This window comes from Mesorhizobium sp. M0522 (genome assembly GCF_040321085.1).
GTDB lineage: Bacteria > Pseudomonadota > Alphaproteobacteria > Rhizobiales > Rhizobiaceae > Mesorhizobium.
Genome location: NZ_JAMYQW010000002.1, coordinates 242622 through 258672, shown reverse-complemented (window position 1 = coordinate 258672; position 16051 = coordinate 242622). Strand labels below are relative to the sequence as shown.

Below are 16051 nucleotides of genomic sequence, written 5' to 3'. Positions count from 1 at the left end.
AGATCGATGTAGAGCATTGCCGCCAGGCCGGAGCCAAGATTTCGGTTGCCCGCGCACGCGTCTTCGAGAAAACTGACAAAGGTCGATTGGACCTTGCGCAAACGGATATTCTCGATGGTTACCCGAGGCTTCTCTTCCGGACGAAAGCCGCCGACGGATACGGATGCACGTATCCCGCCGGGGCAATATCTCGAGCAAGGTTTCCCGGTCCTGTCGGCCGGCCCGACGCCGCATGTCCGCACCGAGGATTGGTCGTTTACGCTTAAGCACGGGCCGCGGCCGATCAAGAAGTGGAACTGGGCCGAGTTCAACGCGCTGCCCTTGACCAAGATGACGCGCGACATCCATTGCGTCACCGCATGGACCAAGTTCGACACCGCGTGGCAGGGCGTGCTGGTCGACGACATCCTTGCCGACGCCGGCATCGAGCCGCCCACCGCCTTCACGCTGGCGCTGGGTTTCGACGGCTATTCCACCAATGTGCCAACGAAGGATCTCACCGGCGGCAAGGCGATGGTGGCACTGCTTTACGAGGGCAAGCCGATCACCCCCGATCATGGCGGCCCGGCCCGGCTGCTCGTTCCGCACCTCTATTTCTGGAAATCGGCCAAATGGCTGAACGGGTTGCAGTTCACCGAGCGTGACGAGCCGGGTTTCTGGGAATTGCGAGGTTATCATATCTACGGCGATCCGTGGCGCGAGCAGCGCTACACGAACGATCCATGAGCGACGCACCGGCGGCGCAGTCGCCCTGGCAGACGGTCACCATCACCCGCATCCAAAAGCGCACGCCGCGCGTCACCAGCTTTTTCCTGCAGCCGTCGCGGCCCTTCGTCTACCATGCCGGACAGCATGTCGATGTCAGGTTGACAGCGCCGGACGGCTATCAGGCGCGCCGCTCCTACTCCATCGCCTCGGCGCCGGAGACCGGCGAGACCATCGAACTGGCGATTGAAAAACTCGAGGACGGCGAGGTCTCGCCGTTCTTTCACGAGATCGCGGCGGTGGGCGACGAGGTCGAATTGCGCGGGCCGCTCGGCGGCCATTTCGTCTGGTCCGACGGCGATGGCGGACCGCTCCTGCTCGTCGGCGGCGGGTCGGGCGTGGTGCCGCTGATGTCGATGGTCCGTCACCGGGCGATGCGGGGATCGCTGGTCGCCGCCACCTTGGTGTTTTCGGCGCGGGTCTGGGACGAGGTGATCTTTCGCGACGAGTTGATCGACCTCGCCGAGCGCCGGGATGGCTTCGACCTGGTGCTGACGCTGACGCGCGAGCCGGCCCGCCGTCCGGCAGATCATGCGCGGCGGGTCGACGCCGCGATGATGGTGCAAGCCATGACGAGGCTGCCCGCGCCGCCGAAGCTCGCCTTTGTCTGCGGCTCGAACGCATTCGTGACGGCCGCCGCCGAGGCACTGATCGATGCCGGGGTGCCTGCGGCACTCATCCGCACCGAACGCTACGGGGTCTGACCGGTTCTGCTTGCCCGGTTGCTGCCTTTGTTGGGCGGCATAAAGCAGGCCAAAAGCAGCCGCAACGCCGACGCCGCGTTTGGCCGAAATGGGTAACGATTCGACAAAGAGCCTCGGCTGCGACTTTTGTCGGTTTAAAAAATCGAACCGAACGGTTCGTTTCTGTTGACAATGCGTGCAGGACGCTGTGAACGCTGCCTCCCCAAGTCACCTTGCAGCCAGACCGATACTATGGGCTATCTACTTGATATTTAGCAATAAAATTGTGGCGAAGGGAATCTCTGGCACAATTTCAAGGTGTAGATTCTTGGTCCACACCAAACAACTTCGTGATTGGAAACTGGCCATCGCCTTTCCCACATCGGGGCTGTCCGAACGACGCGAATTCCTCCCAAGACACGCCGCTGGACGGACGGAAAAACTGAGATACTGGAGTACTAAAATGAAAAAGATCGCTCTTGCCGCCGTCGCCGTTTTGGCCATCACCGGCAGCGCCTTCTCTGGCAGCGACAACTTTGGTTCCAAGGGTGCGAACCAGCCTGCCGCTTCGGTCGACAGCTCGTATACGGCTTCCATTCAGAAGCCGGCTCATGCTGACCAGCAGCCTGTCCAGGGCGCCGACCGTAACCTCTTCGGCAACAACTAACAGTCGATCCCAGCATCAGGGCGGCGGGCATATCCGCCGTCCGGGGATCTGAAAAATTCAGGAGTATTAAGATGAAAAAGATCGTTCTTGCTGCCGCCGCCGTTTTGGCCATCACCGGCAGCGCCTTCGCGGGCAGCGACAACTTTGGTTCCAACGGAGCCAACCAGCCTGCTGTCTCGGTCGACAGCTCCTACACGGCTTCCGTCAAGACGTCGGACCAGGCTGAAAAGCAGCCGGTTGTCCAGGGCGCCGACCGTAACCTCTTCGGCAACAACTAACAGCCGATCCCACCATCAAGGCGGCGGCATGCCCGCCGCTTGATTTCGAAAATCCAGGAGTACCCAAAATGAAAAAGATTGTTCTTACTGCCGCCGCTCTCTTGATTGCCGCCGGCAGCGCTTATGCCCGCAACGACAATGTTGGCGGGACCGACATCAACAAGCAGTCGACCGTCAACGTCGACAACACGCAGACGTATTCGGTACGTGACAGCAACTCGCCGATCTACAAGCTGCTGAACTCGTCTGGCGATGTGCCCAAGTCCGCGCCTCAGGGCGCCGACCGCAACCTCTTCGGCAACAACTAGAGCAATTCCAGGAAAAGTGTGAAACGGTTTTCCCGGGAAAAGCGCGTAGCGCTTTCCCTTGGGAATTGCGTCAAAACAAAGAGGTAGAGCGGTTCGGCGTTCGTGAAACGATGAACCGCTCTAACGGCCGAACTGGAATTCCAGACAAGAGCGGCGGGCCCAGGCCCCCGCGCGTGTTTTTTGCAAGGCGGAAGAACGCCTGCTTCAAGCCGCCTTTGCTTCTGCTTCATGGAGCGCGAAAGAGCGCCCGTCCGCGTCGAAAATATGCAGGTCGCCGGCGTCCGCCGTCAGCCGCAGCGTCGCTCCGCGCTTGACCTCGACATTGCCCGGCAGCTTGGTCACCAGCGGCAGGTCGGCGCGGCCGATGTCGACATAGACGAGCTGGACCTCGCCGAGCTGCTCGACGTAATCGACCGTCCCTTCGAACAAATAGTCGGCGCCGGTGGCAATCATCAGATCCTCCGGCCGCACCCCGAAGCTCACCGCAGCGCCTTTCGCCGAGGCAGGCGTTGCGATCGGCACCGTCGCCTTGCGGCCGCCGACATGGCTGACGACCGTCGGGTTGCCGGTCTTGTCGATCGTCGCCGGCAGGATGTTCATCGCCGGCGAGCCGATGAACTGGGCGACGAACAGATTGCCGGGCCGCTTGTAGAGCTCCATCGGCGTGCCGACCTGTTCGATATGGCCTTCCTTCAGCACTACGATGCGGTCGGCCAGCGTCATCGCCTCGACCTGGTCGTGGGTGACGTAGATCATCGTTGTGGCCGGCATCGACTCCTTGAGCTTGGCGATCTCGATGCGGGTGGCGACACGCAGCGCCGCGTCGAGGTTGGATAGCGGCTCGTCGAACAGGAAGACCTTGGGATTGCGCACGATGGCGCGACCGATGGCGACGCGCTGGCGCTGGCCGCCCGACATCGCCTTGGGCAGACGGTCGAGATATTTGGTCAGCTGCAGGATCTCGGCCGCCTGGCGCACCCGCTTGTCGATCTCGGCCTTGCTTTCCTTGCCGATCTTCATCGAGAAGGCCATGTTGTCGTAGACGGTCATGTGCGGATAAAGCGCATAGGACTGGAACACCATGGCGATGCCGCGCTTTGACGGCGGCACGTCGTTGACGATCTCGCCGTCGATCTTGAGCTCGCCCGAGGTGATCTCCTCCAGCCCGGCGATGCAGCGCAGCAAGGTCGACTTGCCGCAACCCGAGGGGCCGACGAAGACGATGAATTCGCCCGACTTTATGTCGAGGTCGACGCCGTGCAGAATGTTGAGATTGCCATATGATTTCCTCACTTGCCTTAGCGTGACATCGGCCATGGTGTACCCTCCAGTTCTTCCTTGAATTCAGTCGATACGCCCGAACCAGGCGCCGTAGCCGCCGAGGCGGATAGTGCCGGCGCCAGTCTGTCCCGAAAACCCGTGTCCCGGCAAGGGCTGCAATGAGCGGCCGCCAAGATCGACTTCGGCCGGCTTTGCTCCGAGATTGAAGGCGCAGACGATCTGCTCGTTGCTTTCACGGCGGGTGAAGGCGACGGTGTCGCCCTCGCTTTCGATGAACTCGATATCACCCTTGGCCAGTGCCGGATGGGCGCGGCGGAAAGCCAGGAAGCGCCGGTAGTGCTCGAGCAGCGAGCCGTCGTCGCCTTGCTGCACATTGACGGCTTGCGCAAGGTGCTTGCTGGGCACCGGCAGCCAGGGCTTTGCCGTCGAGAAGCCGCCATTGCGGGCGGCGCCGTCCCAAACCATCGGCGTACGGCAGCCGTCGCGTCCCTTGAATTCAGGCCAGAAGCGGATGCCGTATGGGTCCTGCAGATCCTCGAAGCTGAGCTCGGCCTCGCTGAGCCCGAGCTCCTCGCCTTGATAGATGCAGACCGAGCCGCGCAACGACATCAGCAGCGCCGAGATGACCTTGAGGTAGGCGGTCGGGTCGGGCTCGCCGGCTGCCCAGCGAGAGGCGGGACGCATCACGTCATGGTTGGAGAAGGCCCAGCACGACCAGCCGTCGCTGGCCACCTTGCCGAAGGTTTCCAGCACCGAGCGTACCTTTGCCGCGCTGATCTTCTCCGGCGCCAGGAAGTCGAAGGAGTAACACATATGCACGCGCTTGCCGCCGGCCGTATAGGCCGCCACCACTTCCAGCCCACGCTGCGAATCGCCGACCTCGCCAACCGCGGCCGTCGCCGGGTATTCGTCGAGCAAGGCGCGGAAGCGTTCGAGGAAGCCGAGGTTTTCAGGCCGGCTCTTGTCGTAGAGATGGTCCTGGTAGTTGTAGGGGTTGACGGCCGGCGCCGTCTGGTCGTTGCGCTGCTCGGGTGGCAGCGGCGGATTGTCTTCCAGGCCTTGGCTGTGGAAATAGAAATTGATGGTATCGAGGCGGAAGCCGTCGACGCCGCGCTCCAGCCAGAAGCGGGTGACGTCGAGCAGCGCGTCCTGGACCGCGCGGCTGTGGAAATTGAGGTCGGGCTGCTCGGCCAGGAAATTATGCAGGTAATATTGCTGGCGGCTGGTGTCCCACTGCCAGGCCGAGCCGCCGAAGATCGACAGCCAGTTATTGGGTGGCGTGCCGTCCGGCTTGGCATCCGCCCAGACATACCAGTCGGCTTTTGGATTGCTCCGGCTCGAGCGGCTCTCCTTGAACCAGGGATGGATGTCGGCGGTGTGCGAGAGCACCTCGTCGATCATCACCTTGAGGCCAAGCCGATGCGCCTCTGCGGTCAGCGCGTCGAAGTCGGCCAGCGTGCCGAACATCGGATCGACATCGCAATAATCCGACACGTCGTAGCCAAAATCCTTCATCGGCGATTTGAAGAATGGCGAGATCCAGATGGCGTCGACACCGAGCGAGGCGATGTAGGCCAGCCGGCCGATCATGCCCCTGAGGTCGCCGATGCCGTCGCCGTTCGAATCCTGATAGCTGCGCGGGTAGATCTGGTAGATCACGGCACCTCGCCACCAGTCGCGATCTATAGCGAGATCTGGCTTCGGGGTGGCCTTCAAAGCGGATTGCATGATCTCAACCTCCTTTCACCGAGCCGGCAAGCAGCCCGCGGACGAAATAGCGCTGCAGCGAGAAGAACACGATCAGCGGCACGATGATGGTGACGAAGGCCGATGTCGTCAGGATCTCCCAGTCGCCGCCGCGCGAGCCGAGCAACGCATTAAGCTTGGCGGTCAGCACGATCTGGTCGCCCTCGGTACCAAGGAAAACCATCGCCACCAGCAGATCGTTCCACACCCAGAGAAACTGGAAGATGGCGAACGAGGCCAGCACCGGGAACGACAATGGCAGCACGATCTTGACGAAGATCTCGAAATCGCTGGCGCCGTCGATACGCGCCGACTCCATGATCTCGCGTGGCAGGCCGGCAATATAGCTCCTCAGAAGATAGATGGCGAAAGGCAGGCCGAAGCCGGTATGCGCCAGCCAGATGCCGAGATAGGTCTTCGACGGCACGCCGAAGAAGCTGCCGACGCCGTTATAGAGCTTCAACAGCGGGATCAGCGACATCTGCAGCGGCACGACCAGGAGGCCGATGATGACGGCGATGAGCAGCGCCCGGCCGGGAAAGCGCATCCAGGCCAGCGCGTAGGCGGCGAACGCGGCGATCAGGATCGGGATGACGGTCGCCGGAATGGTGACGGTCAGCGAGTTCATGAAGGAGCGGCCGATGCCTTCCGAAAACAGCACCGTGTCGTAATTGTCGGTGGTGAATTTCGGCGGCGCCGACGAGGCGTAATAGACGCGCTGGCCGCGTTCGCTTTCGAAAGCCTTCGGCGAGGTCATGACGAAACTGCCGTCGGCATTGAGCTGCAGGGTGACGCCGTCGCCGAGATCGGCTGTCGTGCCGGCGGGATATTGCGTCGGCGCGGCCGACTTGACGCCAAAGGCGCTGATGTTGCGGGCCGGGCCGTCGCCGAAGATATTGCCTTGCAGGACGAACTTGCCCTCCTTCTCGACCTGCGCCGAGGCTGGCGGCAGCCGGCCGGCCTCCGTCTGGCTGGAACTGGTGAACGAGTTCCACCAGCCCGAAGCGATGATCTGATCCTTGTCGCGCAGCGACGAGACCAGAATGCCGAGCGTCGGGATCGTCCAGATCGCAACGAAGATGAAGACGGCGATGTGGACGCCGAAACGGCTGACAAAGGACTTTCCGGTCGACGCGGCCATCTCAATGCCCTTCCGTCTCTTTGTTCGCCTGGCGGATGTTCCAGACCATGATCGGAATGACCGCGATCATGATGATGATGGCGATGGTGGCGCCGCGGCCGAAATCGCCGCCGCCGCGGAACATCCAGTCGAACATCAGATTGGCCAACACCTGGCTGTTCCACTGGCCGTTGGTCATGGTCAGCACGATGTCGAAAACCTTCAGCACCAGGATGGTGATGGTGGTCCAGACCACCGCGATGGTGCCCCAGATCTGCGGCACCATGATCTTCCAGAAGATCTGGAAAGGGTTGGCGCCGTCGATGACGGCGGCTTCCAGCGTCTCTTCCGGAATGCCGCGCAAGGCCGACGACAGGATGACCATGGCAAAGCCGGTCTGGATCCAGATCAGGATGACCATCAGGAAGAAGTTGTTCCAGAACGGCAGCGAGATCCAGACCTGCGGCTGGCCGCCGAAATACTGGATGATGGCGTTGAGCAGACCGATCTGCGTCTGCCCGTCGCCGCGATATTCGTAGATGAATTTCCAGATGACGCTGGCGCCGACGAACGAGATCGCCAGCGGCAGGAAGATCAGGCTCTTGGCGATGGTGCCCCACCAGATCTTGTCGGTGAGCACGGCGATGATCAGCCCGAGGAAGGTGCAGGCGGCCGGCACCACCGCCAGCCAGATGATGTTGTTGAGGATCGAGTTGCGGAACTCGCGGTCGCCGAACGCCCATTGATAGTTGGCCAAGCCGACGAAATGGGCGCCGCCGCGATCGAGGAACGACAGCCTCAGCGTCTCCACCACCGGGTAGATCAGATAAATGGTGAGGATGATCATCGCCGGGCCGACGAACAGCCAGGGTCGGATCACCCCCTGCCGGCGCAGATTGTTAATCGCCGCCTTGCCGGAAACGCCGCGTGCTGGAAAGATCGTGTCGAGTGCCTTGTTGGCGCCCCAGAAATAGGCGACGCAGCCGCCCACGCCGATGATGATGACGAATATCGCGGAAAAAATCTGAGCCGCCATGGGTCCCTCCCCCTGCGCACGGATCCGCCAGTCGAGAATGGCTTTGGCGACGGGATCATGCGCCGATTCAGTTGTCTGGAGCGCGACCAGCCGGAAAGCAGGTCACTGGGCGCGCGTCACGCCGGAATGTGTTGTACTCACGACAATCGACGCGACGCCAAGCACCGGGTAGGGTCCGGGGCGGTTGAGGCCCGGACCACATCACATTGGGAACTCAAGCCGGCCGCTTACTTGATCGCGTCCCAGCTTTTCTGGATGTCAGTGGCGACGTCCTGGGCGGACTTGCCGCCGACCAGGTCGATCATGCCGGTCCAGAACGCACCGGCGCCGATCTTGCCCGGCATCAGGTCGGACCCGTCGAAGCGGAAGGTCGAGGCGTTGGCCAGGATCTCGCCCTGCTTCTTCAGCGCGTCGCTAGCATAGGCGTCCTTGTTGACCGACTTGAACGGCGTCACGAAGCCGCCCTGTGCCATCCAGATCTCATGAGCGAGCGGCAGCTTCAGGAATTCGATGAACGCGCGGGCACTCTTGCTATCTTTAGTGATCATGGCCAGCGTGCCGGCGCCGAGCACCGGAGTGCCGAGCTCGGGCTTGGAGGCGTAGGGCGGGTAATAGAAGAAGTCGGCATCCTCGCCGATCTTGGTGCCTTGCGGGAAGAAGGTCGGGATGAACGATGCCTGGTGGTGCAGATAGCATTTCGGCGGCACCGAGAAGAGGCCCTTCGGGCTGTCACGGAAATCGGTCGCCGCAACCGCCTTGGCGCCGCCCTCGACCATCTTGTCGTCGGTCGCGATCTTGCCGAAAATGTCGATGGCGTTGACCACTGCCGGATCGTTGAACGGAATTTCGTTCTTCACCCATTTGTCGTAGGTCTCGGGCGTCTGGGTGCGCAGCATGATGTCTTCGACCCAGTCGGTCGCCGGCCAGCCGGTGGCGCCGCCCGAACCAAGCCCGATGCACCATGGCGTGCCGCCGTCGCCGATGATCTTCTTTTCGAGCTCGGCAAGCTCTTCCTGCGTCTTCGGCACCTTGTAGCCCGCTTCCTCGAAATTGTCCGGCGAGTACCAGACCAGCGACTTCACGTCGGCCTTATACGGAAAGGCGAAGAAGCCGGGCTTGCCGTCCTTGTCCTTGAACGTGCCGAGGTCGACCCAGGATTGGCCGGCGCCGTAATTGTCCTTGACCCAGTTGGCCGTGTCGTCGCCGAGCGGCGTCAAAAGGCCCTTCGATGCCAGATCCTGGATCAGGCCCGGCTGCGGCAGCACGGCAATGTTGGGCGGGCTGCCGGCCTGCGTGTCGATGACGATCTGCTGCTCGTAATTCTCCGACGAGGAGTACTTGATCTCGGCGCCGGTGGCTTCGGAGAAGTAATCGAGGACGGTGCGGATAAGCCCTTCGTCCTCGCCGCGCCACGGTCCGAAGATCGTCAGCGTCTCGCCCTTGAGGTCGACTTTCTTGAGCTCTTCGTAGTTCGCCCAGTTGAAACGGGGATCTTCGCCCGGCTTGAACTTCAATTCGGCTTGCGCCGGCATGGCGAGCGCAAGCGTGGCAAACGCAGCGCCCAGCAGAAGCATTTTCTTCATCGGTATTCCCTCCCAGTGGTGACAAACACCGAACGAAACCTCCATTCCGTCCGCCGGCGCTGCAGGACTGTGACTCAGTCGGAAAGGAACTGCAACCTTTCGTAGAGTCTTCCAAAGCGCTTTGGTGATTTTGATCACGCCACTGAATTGATCCGGAGTCAAGAGAAAGCCAGACTAATCGATTTAATTTCTGCGGCCGAGTGCCGGCAAAAGTGCGCTGCAGCACAGTTTTCTGGCGGTGCAGCAGCAAATTCGGCTTCAAATCGGTCCGAACCGTGCGTATGGTCAGTGCGCTCGGCAACGCGGTTCGTAGCGGCCAGCTCGATTCAGATTAAAAGCGCTTTGAGGTTTGGAGGCCTCCGGTGAACCTCAAGCAGCTCTCCCACATGCTGGCGCTTTCGCAGACTACGGTGAGCCGCGCATTGAACGGCTACCCCGAAGTCAACGAGGAAACGCGCCGGCGGGTGGTCGATGCCGCCAAGCGTCACGGCTATCGCCCCAATCCGAGCGCCCGTCGGCTGGCGACCGGCAAGACCGGCATGATCGGCTATGTTCTGCCGACGGGGACGACCGTCGACATCGACCCGCATTTCGTCGAGTTCCTGTCCGGCCTCGGCGACTATGCGCGTTCGCACGAGCTCGACCTGGTGCTGTCACCGGCCGATGCCGACGACCAGGAGACGACGTACCGCCGCATTGTCGCCAACCGGCAGGTCGACGCGGTCTATATCTCGTCGCCGAGGCCGGCCGACCGGCGGGTGGCGCTGGTCAATACGCTCGGCATTCCTTTCATCGTCCATGGCCGCAGCGAAGGCTTCGATTTCGACTATCCGTTCACCGACATCGACAATGAGGGCGCCTTCCACGAGGCGGCGCGGCTACTCGTTCAGCTCGGTCATAGGCGTCTGGCGCTGATCAACGGCGACGATCGCGAGACCTTCGCCATCCATCGCGAGCGCGGCGTGCGCCGCGCGCTTGCGGCGAGCGGCCTGGTGCTTCGTGATCAGCATGTCTGTTCGCTCACCATGACCGAGGAGAACGGCTACCGCGCCGCCCGGCGCTTGCTGGAACAAAGTGACGCGCCGACGGCGATCGCCTGCTCCAGCCTGATCATGGCGCTCGGCGTGGTGCGCGCGGTGCGCGATCTCGGCCTGACCATTCCGGGCGACCTGTCGCTGATCGCCCATGACGACGTCTTTCCCTGGCTGAAGCCGGAAAATTTTTCGGTGCCGCTGTCGACGACGCGTTCGTCGATCCGCCTCGCCGGCGCGCGCATCGCCGAACGGCTGGCGGCGCGGATTTCCGGCCTGGAGGAGGGCGCTCGCGGCGAAGTCTGGCCGGTCGACCTGGTGGTCAGGGGATCGGTCGCCGGCGCGCCGGCCTAGAGGCAATCACTCTGAACGGCCGAGGTCGACTCTTGGCGGCTGTTGGCCAGCACCAGCGGGTGCGTCCTGGTCTCAGGCCGCGGATTTGAGGTGATCGATGAAGGCGCGCAGCTTCGGCAGGACTTGGCGCTTGCCGGGATGATAAAGGAAGACACCCGGCGTCGTCGTGGCGACGCTGTCCAGCACCGACTGGAGTTTTCCTTCGGCTATCAGACCTTCGGCGAGTGGTCGCGGTGTCTGCGCCAGCCCGACGCCCCGCATCGCAGCCCCGACCAACGTCGAATAGTCGTGCGCGATCAGCGGGCCTGAGACGACCGCTTCGATCGCGCCGTTGCCGTCGATGAACGACCAGGGCGCGATGCTGCCATTCGAGCGGCGCAAGCGTAAGCAGGCGTGGTGGCGCAAGTCGTCGACACGCTCGGGACGGCCGTGGCGCTCAAAATAGTCAGGGCTGCCGACGACCACGAACGAGAACGGCGCTGTCAGCCGCACCGCGACCATGTCGGCGGCGATGAGCTGGCCGAGGCGGATGCCGGCATCGAACCCGCCGGTCGCGAGATCGACCATCTGGTCGCTCACGGCGATCTCCAGTTCGATCTCAGGATAGGCTTGGCAGAACGACGCGATCAGCGGCTCCAACATCAGCGGCACGATAGCGCGGGGCACAGACAGGCGCAGCAGACCGGTCGGCCGCTGGCCGATATCGCGGGCGGCCTCGCCGGCCGCGACAAGCTCTTCGAACGCCGGGCCGGCACGGTCGAGGAACCGCTGGCCAGGCTCGGTTAAACCAACGCTCCGCGTCGTGCGGACGAACAGCGCCGTGCCCAGGCGGGCTTCCAGCGCGCGCACCGTCTGGCTCACGGCGGATGGCGTCACGCCGAGATCGGCGGCGGCACGGCGGAAACTGAGGCGCCTGGCGACGGCCAGGAACGCCTCGACGCCCTCCAGCGCACCATGTCGGACTGTGTAGTTCTGCTTCATAGGTTGTTGTGATTACACCGGATAGTCGAATTGCGGTAGCGGGCTTAAAGCCGCGTGAATCAACTGTTGAGAGAAGGCCAAATGTCCACGGAAATGGTGTTCCAAACCCATCTTGCTCTCGGCTATGTCGCGTGGCTGCTTTGCTTCGGCGCGTACGGTTTGCCGTGGCTCAGGTCGATGGACCGGGTCGCGGCGCAACGCGCCATCGCTACGCTGCACAGCTTCCGCTTCTTCGGGCTCGTCTTCATGGTTCCAGGTGTCGTAAGCCCCAATCTGCCCACCGACTTCGCCGTATTCGCCGCCTACGGCGATTTCGCGACTGGCGTGCTGGCCATGCTGGCGCTGCTCACGGTGAGGATACGCCCGCTCTTCTGGCCGTTGGTCGTCGCCTTCAATGTCGCAGGGACGGTCGACCTCATCGTCGACTATTACCATGCCGTCCAGATCGGCCTTCCTGCACGCGCAGGCGAACTGGGCGCCACCTACGCGATCCCGATCATCTACGTACCGCTGCTGATGATAACGCACATCGCCGCATTCTATTTTCTGCTACGTCCTCAGCAAAACGCGACTTGAGCGGGCTATTCCTTCGCCGCCTCGGCCGCCTTGGTATTCAGCAGGCCAAAGCCGAAATCATTGTCCCGCCCCTTGGGGCCGAGATCCCTGGCGGTGGCGGCAAGTGCTTTCTCGACCCAGTCGGCCGAACGGTCGGGTGCGGCATGGAACAGGTTGGCGACGGCGCCGGTCACGATCGCTGCGGCGAAGGACGTCCCGGTCACCACGTCCGAGCCGGCGCCGCTCGGCGCCACCATCTCGACGCCGGGAGCGGAGATGAAGACATAGGCGCCGCGATTGGCCTGCGGCATCAGCCCGTCCTTGGCATCGGTGGCCGTCACCGCCATCACGCCGTCGAAGGCGGCCGGATAACCATAGGGCGCCTTCGGTCCGTTATTGCCGGCGGCCGCAACCAGCACGATGCCAAACGCGCGCGCATTGCGGCAGGCGATGCCGAGCAGGTCGTTCTTCGGACCGACGAAGCTCATATTGATGATGCGGACATCCTGCTCCGCCGCCCAGTCGAGCGCCGAAAGGATGACGTCCATGGTCGACTTGCCGCCCTCGAAGGCGCGGGCGTGATAGATCCTGGCACCCGGCGCCATGCCTTTGAACGCGCCGGTGCCGGCAATCAGTCCATCGACCGAAGTGCCGTGGTCGCGCGCCTTGATCGGCACGTCGGGCATGGCATCGAACTGCCCGGCGATGACGCCGGAGAGCGCCGGATTGCCGTCATCGATGCCGGTGTCGATGACGCCGACGCGCACATTCTCGCCGCTGGCTTTGTCGGCATCGAGCGCAATGCGCTCGAACGCATAATTGACGATGCTGGCCGCCTGCTGCAGCGAGTAGACATGGTTGGCCTCACGCCGCAAAGTACGGCCGTCGGCGGCAAGTTGCGCCAGCACGACGCCGACCGGGCGGCCATCGGGAATGCCGAAGCGCACCAGCGTGTTGCCGAGCAGCCGCGACTGCCGCTGCGAGCGTATCTCGAGGCCGAACGAGGCCGCGATCTGCTGGACCGCGCCGGCATCGCCATTGACCGTGACCAGCACCTCGTCGGGCACGAAATCGCCGATCACGGCGCGCGGCGGCTCGGTTGCGACAAGATCGGTGGGTGCTACGACCGGACCGCCCGGCGCGGCAGCCTGTATTGCCGGCGCGACGGCGGGTGGGGTTGCAGTATTGCCAGGAGGTATAGGCGCCTCGGTGACTACGGCAGGATTGGGGAACAGGTCGACAATCAAGTCCGGAAGAAACACCGCGCCCGTTATTCCAGGAGCCAGCGCTTTGCCGCCATCCTTCACGGCGCCGCCATCCTTGGCGCAGTCGGCGTTGGCAGCATTTCCCCGGTTCAGGCAGTCGATCTCAGCCTGGGTGAGGTTCGGGTCATTGGTCTGCGCCATTGCGGACGCGGCGAAGATTGTCATCGCTGCCGTCAATCGAATGACCGCCTTAGCCGCCATCAGCCGGTTTCCTTCCCTCCAGCGCAGCTTCGGTGAAAGGCTGGGCGGCAATAAGGCCAAGCAGCTTCTGATAGTCGGCGGCGGTCTTGGCCGGAACGCCGAGGCGGAAGACACCGTCGGCGGTCGGCCCGCCGGCGATCTTCAATTGGTTCTGGTCGAGAAAAGCGATGATGTCGGACAGCTTCGCATCCGGTTTGAACTTCACAAGTGCAAACGGCATTTTGGCCAGGTCGTCTTCCGATCCGGCAATCTCGAAATCGCCACCTCTGTTGCCGGTCTGCACAAAGGATTGCGCGACGACCAGGGCGAGCAGCACCGCGGCCGCGGCCCAGGCGACGCCGACCGGCACCGCCATGAAGCGGCTCCAGGCTTGCGCCAGCCAGGACGATGCCGCAGGCGCGCGGGACGGGCCGGCCTCGGCGTCGAGCGCCTTGGCAAAGCGGCTGAGCGCATCGGCCGGCGGGCGGATTGCCTCGTTTGCGGCAGCGGTGCCGGAGAATTCGGCCTCGGCCTCGCCTAGTGCGGCCATCGCCGCCGGATCGCTCGCCAGCCATTCCTCGATGGCTTCGAGCTCGGTGCCCTCCAGCGAGCCGTTCAGATAAAACGGCAGCAGCATTTCCATTTCGTCGCGGCGTGACATTTTTTCAGCGGCGCTCATGGCCACCCCCTGTCGTAACCGGCGGCCTTGAGGGCTTCGCCGAGTTTCTTGCGGGCGTAGAACATCCTGGTCTTGACCGTTGCGACCGGGATGCCGAGTACCTCGCCGATCTCGCTCACCGATTGCCCGTGATAATAGGCAAGGTCGATCACCGTGCGGTGCTCTTCCGGCATGGCATCGATAAAGCGTCGCAAGGCGGCGGCCTTGTCTTCCTTCATCGTCACGACTTCCGGCGTGTCGGCGCCGTCGGCGACCCGGGCCGCGTCATCGTCGTCGATCCAGTCTTCCTTCTTCTTGCGCAGCAGGGACAGCGCCTTGAAGCGGGCAATGCCGAGCAGCCATGTCGAGACCTCCGAGCGCCCCTCGAAGGCCGGTGCCTGCCGCCAGAGTTCGAGGAACACCTCGTTCGCGATATCGTCGGCCATCAGTTCCGATCCCGTCTGGCGTGCCACGAAGCGGTAGACCCGCGCGTGGTGGCGCATGAACAGGAGCCGCACGGCGGCACGGTCACCTTTCGCGACCCGCTCGACAAGCGCGCGATCGGTCTCCGCGGCCGTCATCGCCGGTCGAGCCGCCTGGCTCCTGCCTGCTCTGTCGCTGATCGGCCCAAAAAGGTTCACCGCATCCGCCCGTATATTTGCGGAGGCTAACTGAAGAGCGGGAGCGTTGCCAGAGGGAGAAGAGGGCGCGCGCTCAGCTCAGGAATGGCTCGGCCTTCATCGTCGCCGGCACCGGCACGCCGAGGCGCACAAGCACCGTCGGCGCGAGCTGCAGCTGATCGAGCAGCGTATTGGCTTCCGGACCCTCGCCGGATCCGAAGTAGTAAAGTGCGAAATCCTGCATCTCCTCGTCGTGGCCGCCATGATGGCCGCGATCGGTCTGGCCATGATCGGCGGTGACGATCACCTCGTAGCCGGCTTCCCGCCAGCGCGGCAGAAAGCCGGCGAGCATGGCGTCCATTGCATAGACGGCATGATCCATCTCGTGGCAGTCATGGCCGAAGCGGTGGCCCATCGAGTCCAGCGTGCAGCTGTGCAGGATGCCGTAGTCGATGCCGTAGCGCCTGGTCAGCATGGTCAACGTCGCGAACAGGTCGACGTCGCTCGGCGTCATCTGGTTCCTGGCATTGTAGCCGGTCATGGTGTGGAATCGGCCATGGCTGATCGGCCTGCCCGGCTGGTCGAACTCCATGTCCTCGACCAGGTCGAACGGATAGGCCCGAAAGAATTCGGACCAGTAGGAGTGGGTGACCGCACCGGTCTTGCCGCCGGCCCTGCTGACTTCGGAAAAGATGTCCGGCTGTTCGACGCGAAACCGGTTCTCGTTCGACAGGATGCCGTGCACTTGAGGCGGCACGCCGGTGTGGATCGAGGCATAGCAGGATGCCGAGGTCGACGGCAGCACGGAGCGCATCTTCCACACGCGGGCTTCGCCTGATTGCACCCAGCCTTCGAGATTGCCCATCAGCCGTCGCCAGTTCCGGTAAGGCACGCCGTCGAGGATGATGAGCAATAGTTTTGTGTTGAGCGCCAAGGGCGC

General features: G+C 63.1%; 17 protein-coding genes. 7 read left to right on the top strand and 10 right to left on the bottom strand.

The genetic code is table 11. The features are described 5' to 3' along the window. Positions 1–114: 114 nt before the first annotated feature. The 5 genes from NKI58_RS03930 to NKI58_RS03910 all read left to right on the top strand — a co-directional run bounded on the left by NKI58_RS03930 (position 115) and on the right by NKI58_RS03910 (position 2701). Positions 115–726 carry a molybdopterin-dependent oxidoreductase gene (locus tag NKI58_RS03930; RefSeq protein WP_023680229.1) on the top strand — a complete coding sequence of 204 codons (612 nt, stop codon included), beginning with the start codon at positions 115–117 and terminating at the stop codon, positions 724–726. Continuing rightward, positions 723–1469, top strand: coding sequence for an FAD-binding oxidoreductase (locus NKI58_RS03925; RefSeq protein WP_023680228.1), 747 nt, complete (start codon positions 723–725; stop codon positions 1467–1469). Before NKI58_RS03930 ends, NKI58_RS03925 begins: the two co-directional genes overlap by 4 nt. 442 nt (positions 1470–1911) lie before the next feature. Continuing rightward, on the top strand, positions 1912–2115 hold the full coding sequence (locus NKI58_RS03920) for a DUF680 domain-containing protein (protein ID WP_023680227.1): 204 nt from the start codon (positions 1912–1914) through the stop codon (positions 2113–2115). 71 nt (positions 2116–2186) lie between these two features. Next, positions 2187–2393, top strand: coding sequence for a DUF680 domain-containing protein (locus tag NKI58_RS03915; protein WP_023680226.1), 207 nt, complete (start codon positions 2187–2189; stop codon positions 2391–2393). Between the two features lie 68 nt (positions 2394–2461). Further along, positions 2462–2701, top strand: coding sequence for a DUF680 domain-containing protein (locus NKI58_RS03910; protein ID WP_023680225.1), 240 nt, complete (start codon positions 2462–2464; stop codon positions 2699–2701). Between the two features lie 204 nt (positions 2702–2905). Here the strand turns inward: NKI58_RS03910 and NKI58_RS03905 are convergent, their stop codons facing one another. The 5 genes from NKI58_RS03905 to NKI58_RS03885 all read right to left on the bottom strand — a co-directional run bounded on the left by NKI58_RS03905 (position 2906) and on the right by NKI58_RS03885 (position 9467). After that, positions 2906–4018, bottom strand: a complete 1113-nt coding sequence (locus tag NKI58_RS03905) for an ABC transporter ATP-binding protein (RefSeq protein ID WP_023680224.1) — start codon at positions 4016–4018, stop codon at positions 2906–2908. 27 nt (positions 4019–4045) lie between these two features. Then, complete coding sequence (bglA, locus tag NKI58_RS03900) at positions 4046–5710, bottom strand: beta-galactosidase BglA (protein WP_352697178.1); 1665 nt, start codon at positions 5708–5710, stop codon at positions 4046–4048. 4 nt (positions 5711–5714) lie between these two features. Then, complete coding sequence (locus NKI58_RS03895) at positions 5715–6869, bottom strand: carbohydrate ABC transporter permease (protein ID WP_023680222.1); 1155 nt, start codon at positions 6867–6869, stop codon at positions 5715–5717. Between the two features lies 1 nt (position 6870). Beyond that, complete coding sequence (locus NKI58_RS03890; protein WP_023680221.1) at positions 6871–7884, bottom strand: carbohydrate ABC transporter permease; 1014 nt, start codon at positions 7882–7884, stop codon at positions 6871–6873. Between the two features lie 227 nt (positions 7885–8111). Next, complete coding sequence (locus tag NKI58_RS03885; RefSeq protein ID WP_023680220.1) at positions 8112–9467, bottom strand: ABC transporter substrate-binding protein; 1356 nt, start codon at positions 9465–9467, stop codon at positions 8112–8114. Between the two features lie 362 nt (positions 9468–9829). On the opposite strand from NKI58_RS03885, the gene NKI58_RS03880 reads away from it, so the two are divergent. Continuing rightward, on the top strand, positions 9830–10852 hold the full coding sequence (locus NKI58_RS03880) for a substrate-binding domain-containing protein (RefSeq protein ID WP_031213013.1): 1023 nt from the start codon (positions 9830–9832) through the stop codon (positions 10850–10852). Positions 10853–10924: 72 nt separating this feature from the next. Here the strand turns inward: NKI58_RS03880 and NKI58_RS03875 are convergent, their stop codons facing one another. Beyond that, positions 10925–11833: a LysR family transcriptional regulator gene (locus tag NKI58_RS03875; protein WP_023680218.1), complete on the bottom strand. Its 909-nt coding sequence runs from the start codon at positions 11831–11833 to the stop codon at positions 10925–10927. A gap of 81 nt (positions 11834–11914) precedes the next feature. Here NKI58_RS03875 and NKI58_RS03870 point away from each other — a divergent pair, with 81 nt between their 5' ends. Then, the gene (locus tag NKI58_RS03870) at positions 11915–12409 is read left to right on the top strand and encodes a DUF8737 domain-containing protein (protein ID WP_023680217.1); all 495 of its coding nucleotides are present in this window, start codon (positions 11915–11917) and stop codon (positions 12407–12409) included. Positions 12410–12414: 5 nt separating this feature from the next. Here NKI58_RS03870 and NKI58_RS03865 read toward each other — a convergent pair whose 3' ends face one another. The 4 genes from NKI58_RS03865 to NKI58_RS03850 all read right to left on the bottom strand — a co-directional run bounded on the left by NKI58_RS03865 (position 12415) and on the right by NKI58_RS03850 (position 16045). Further along, positions 12415–13854: a S8 family serine peptidase gene (locus NKI58_RS03865; RefSeq protein ID WP_023680216.1), complete on the bottom strand. Its 1440-nt coding sequence runs from the start codon at positions 13852–13854 to the stop codon at positions 12415–12417. After that, entirely contained in the window at positions 13844–14512 is a 669-nt protein-coding gene (locus tag NKI58_RS03860; RefSeq protein WP_352568403.1) for an anti-sigma factor, read from the bottom strand. Before NKI58_RS03860 ends, NKI58_RS03865 begins: the two co-directional genes overlap by 11 nt. After that, a complete protein-coding gene (locus tag NKI58_RS03855) occupies positions 14509–15072 on the bottom strand; it encodes a sigma-70 family RNA polymerase sigma factor (RefSeq protein WP_023676214.1) in 564 nt (187 codons plus the stop codon). The genes NKI58_RS03860 and NKI58_RS03855 overlap by 4 nt, the downstream gene beginning before the upstream one ends. A 133-nt stretch (positions 15073–15205) precedes the next feature. Then, the gene (locus tag NKI58_RS03850; protein WP_084641081.1) at positions 15206–16045 is read right to left on the bottom strand and encodes an alkaline phosphatase family protein; all 840 of its coding nucleotides are present in this window, start codon (positions 16043–16045) and stop codon (positions 15206–15208) included. Positions 16046–16051: the final 6 nt, after the last annotated feature.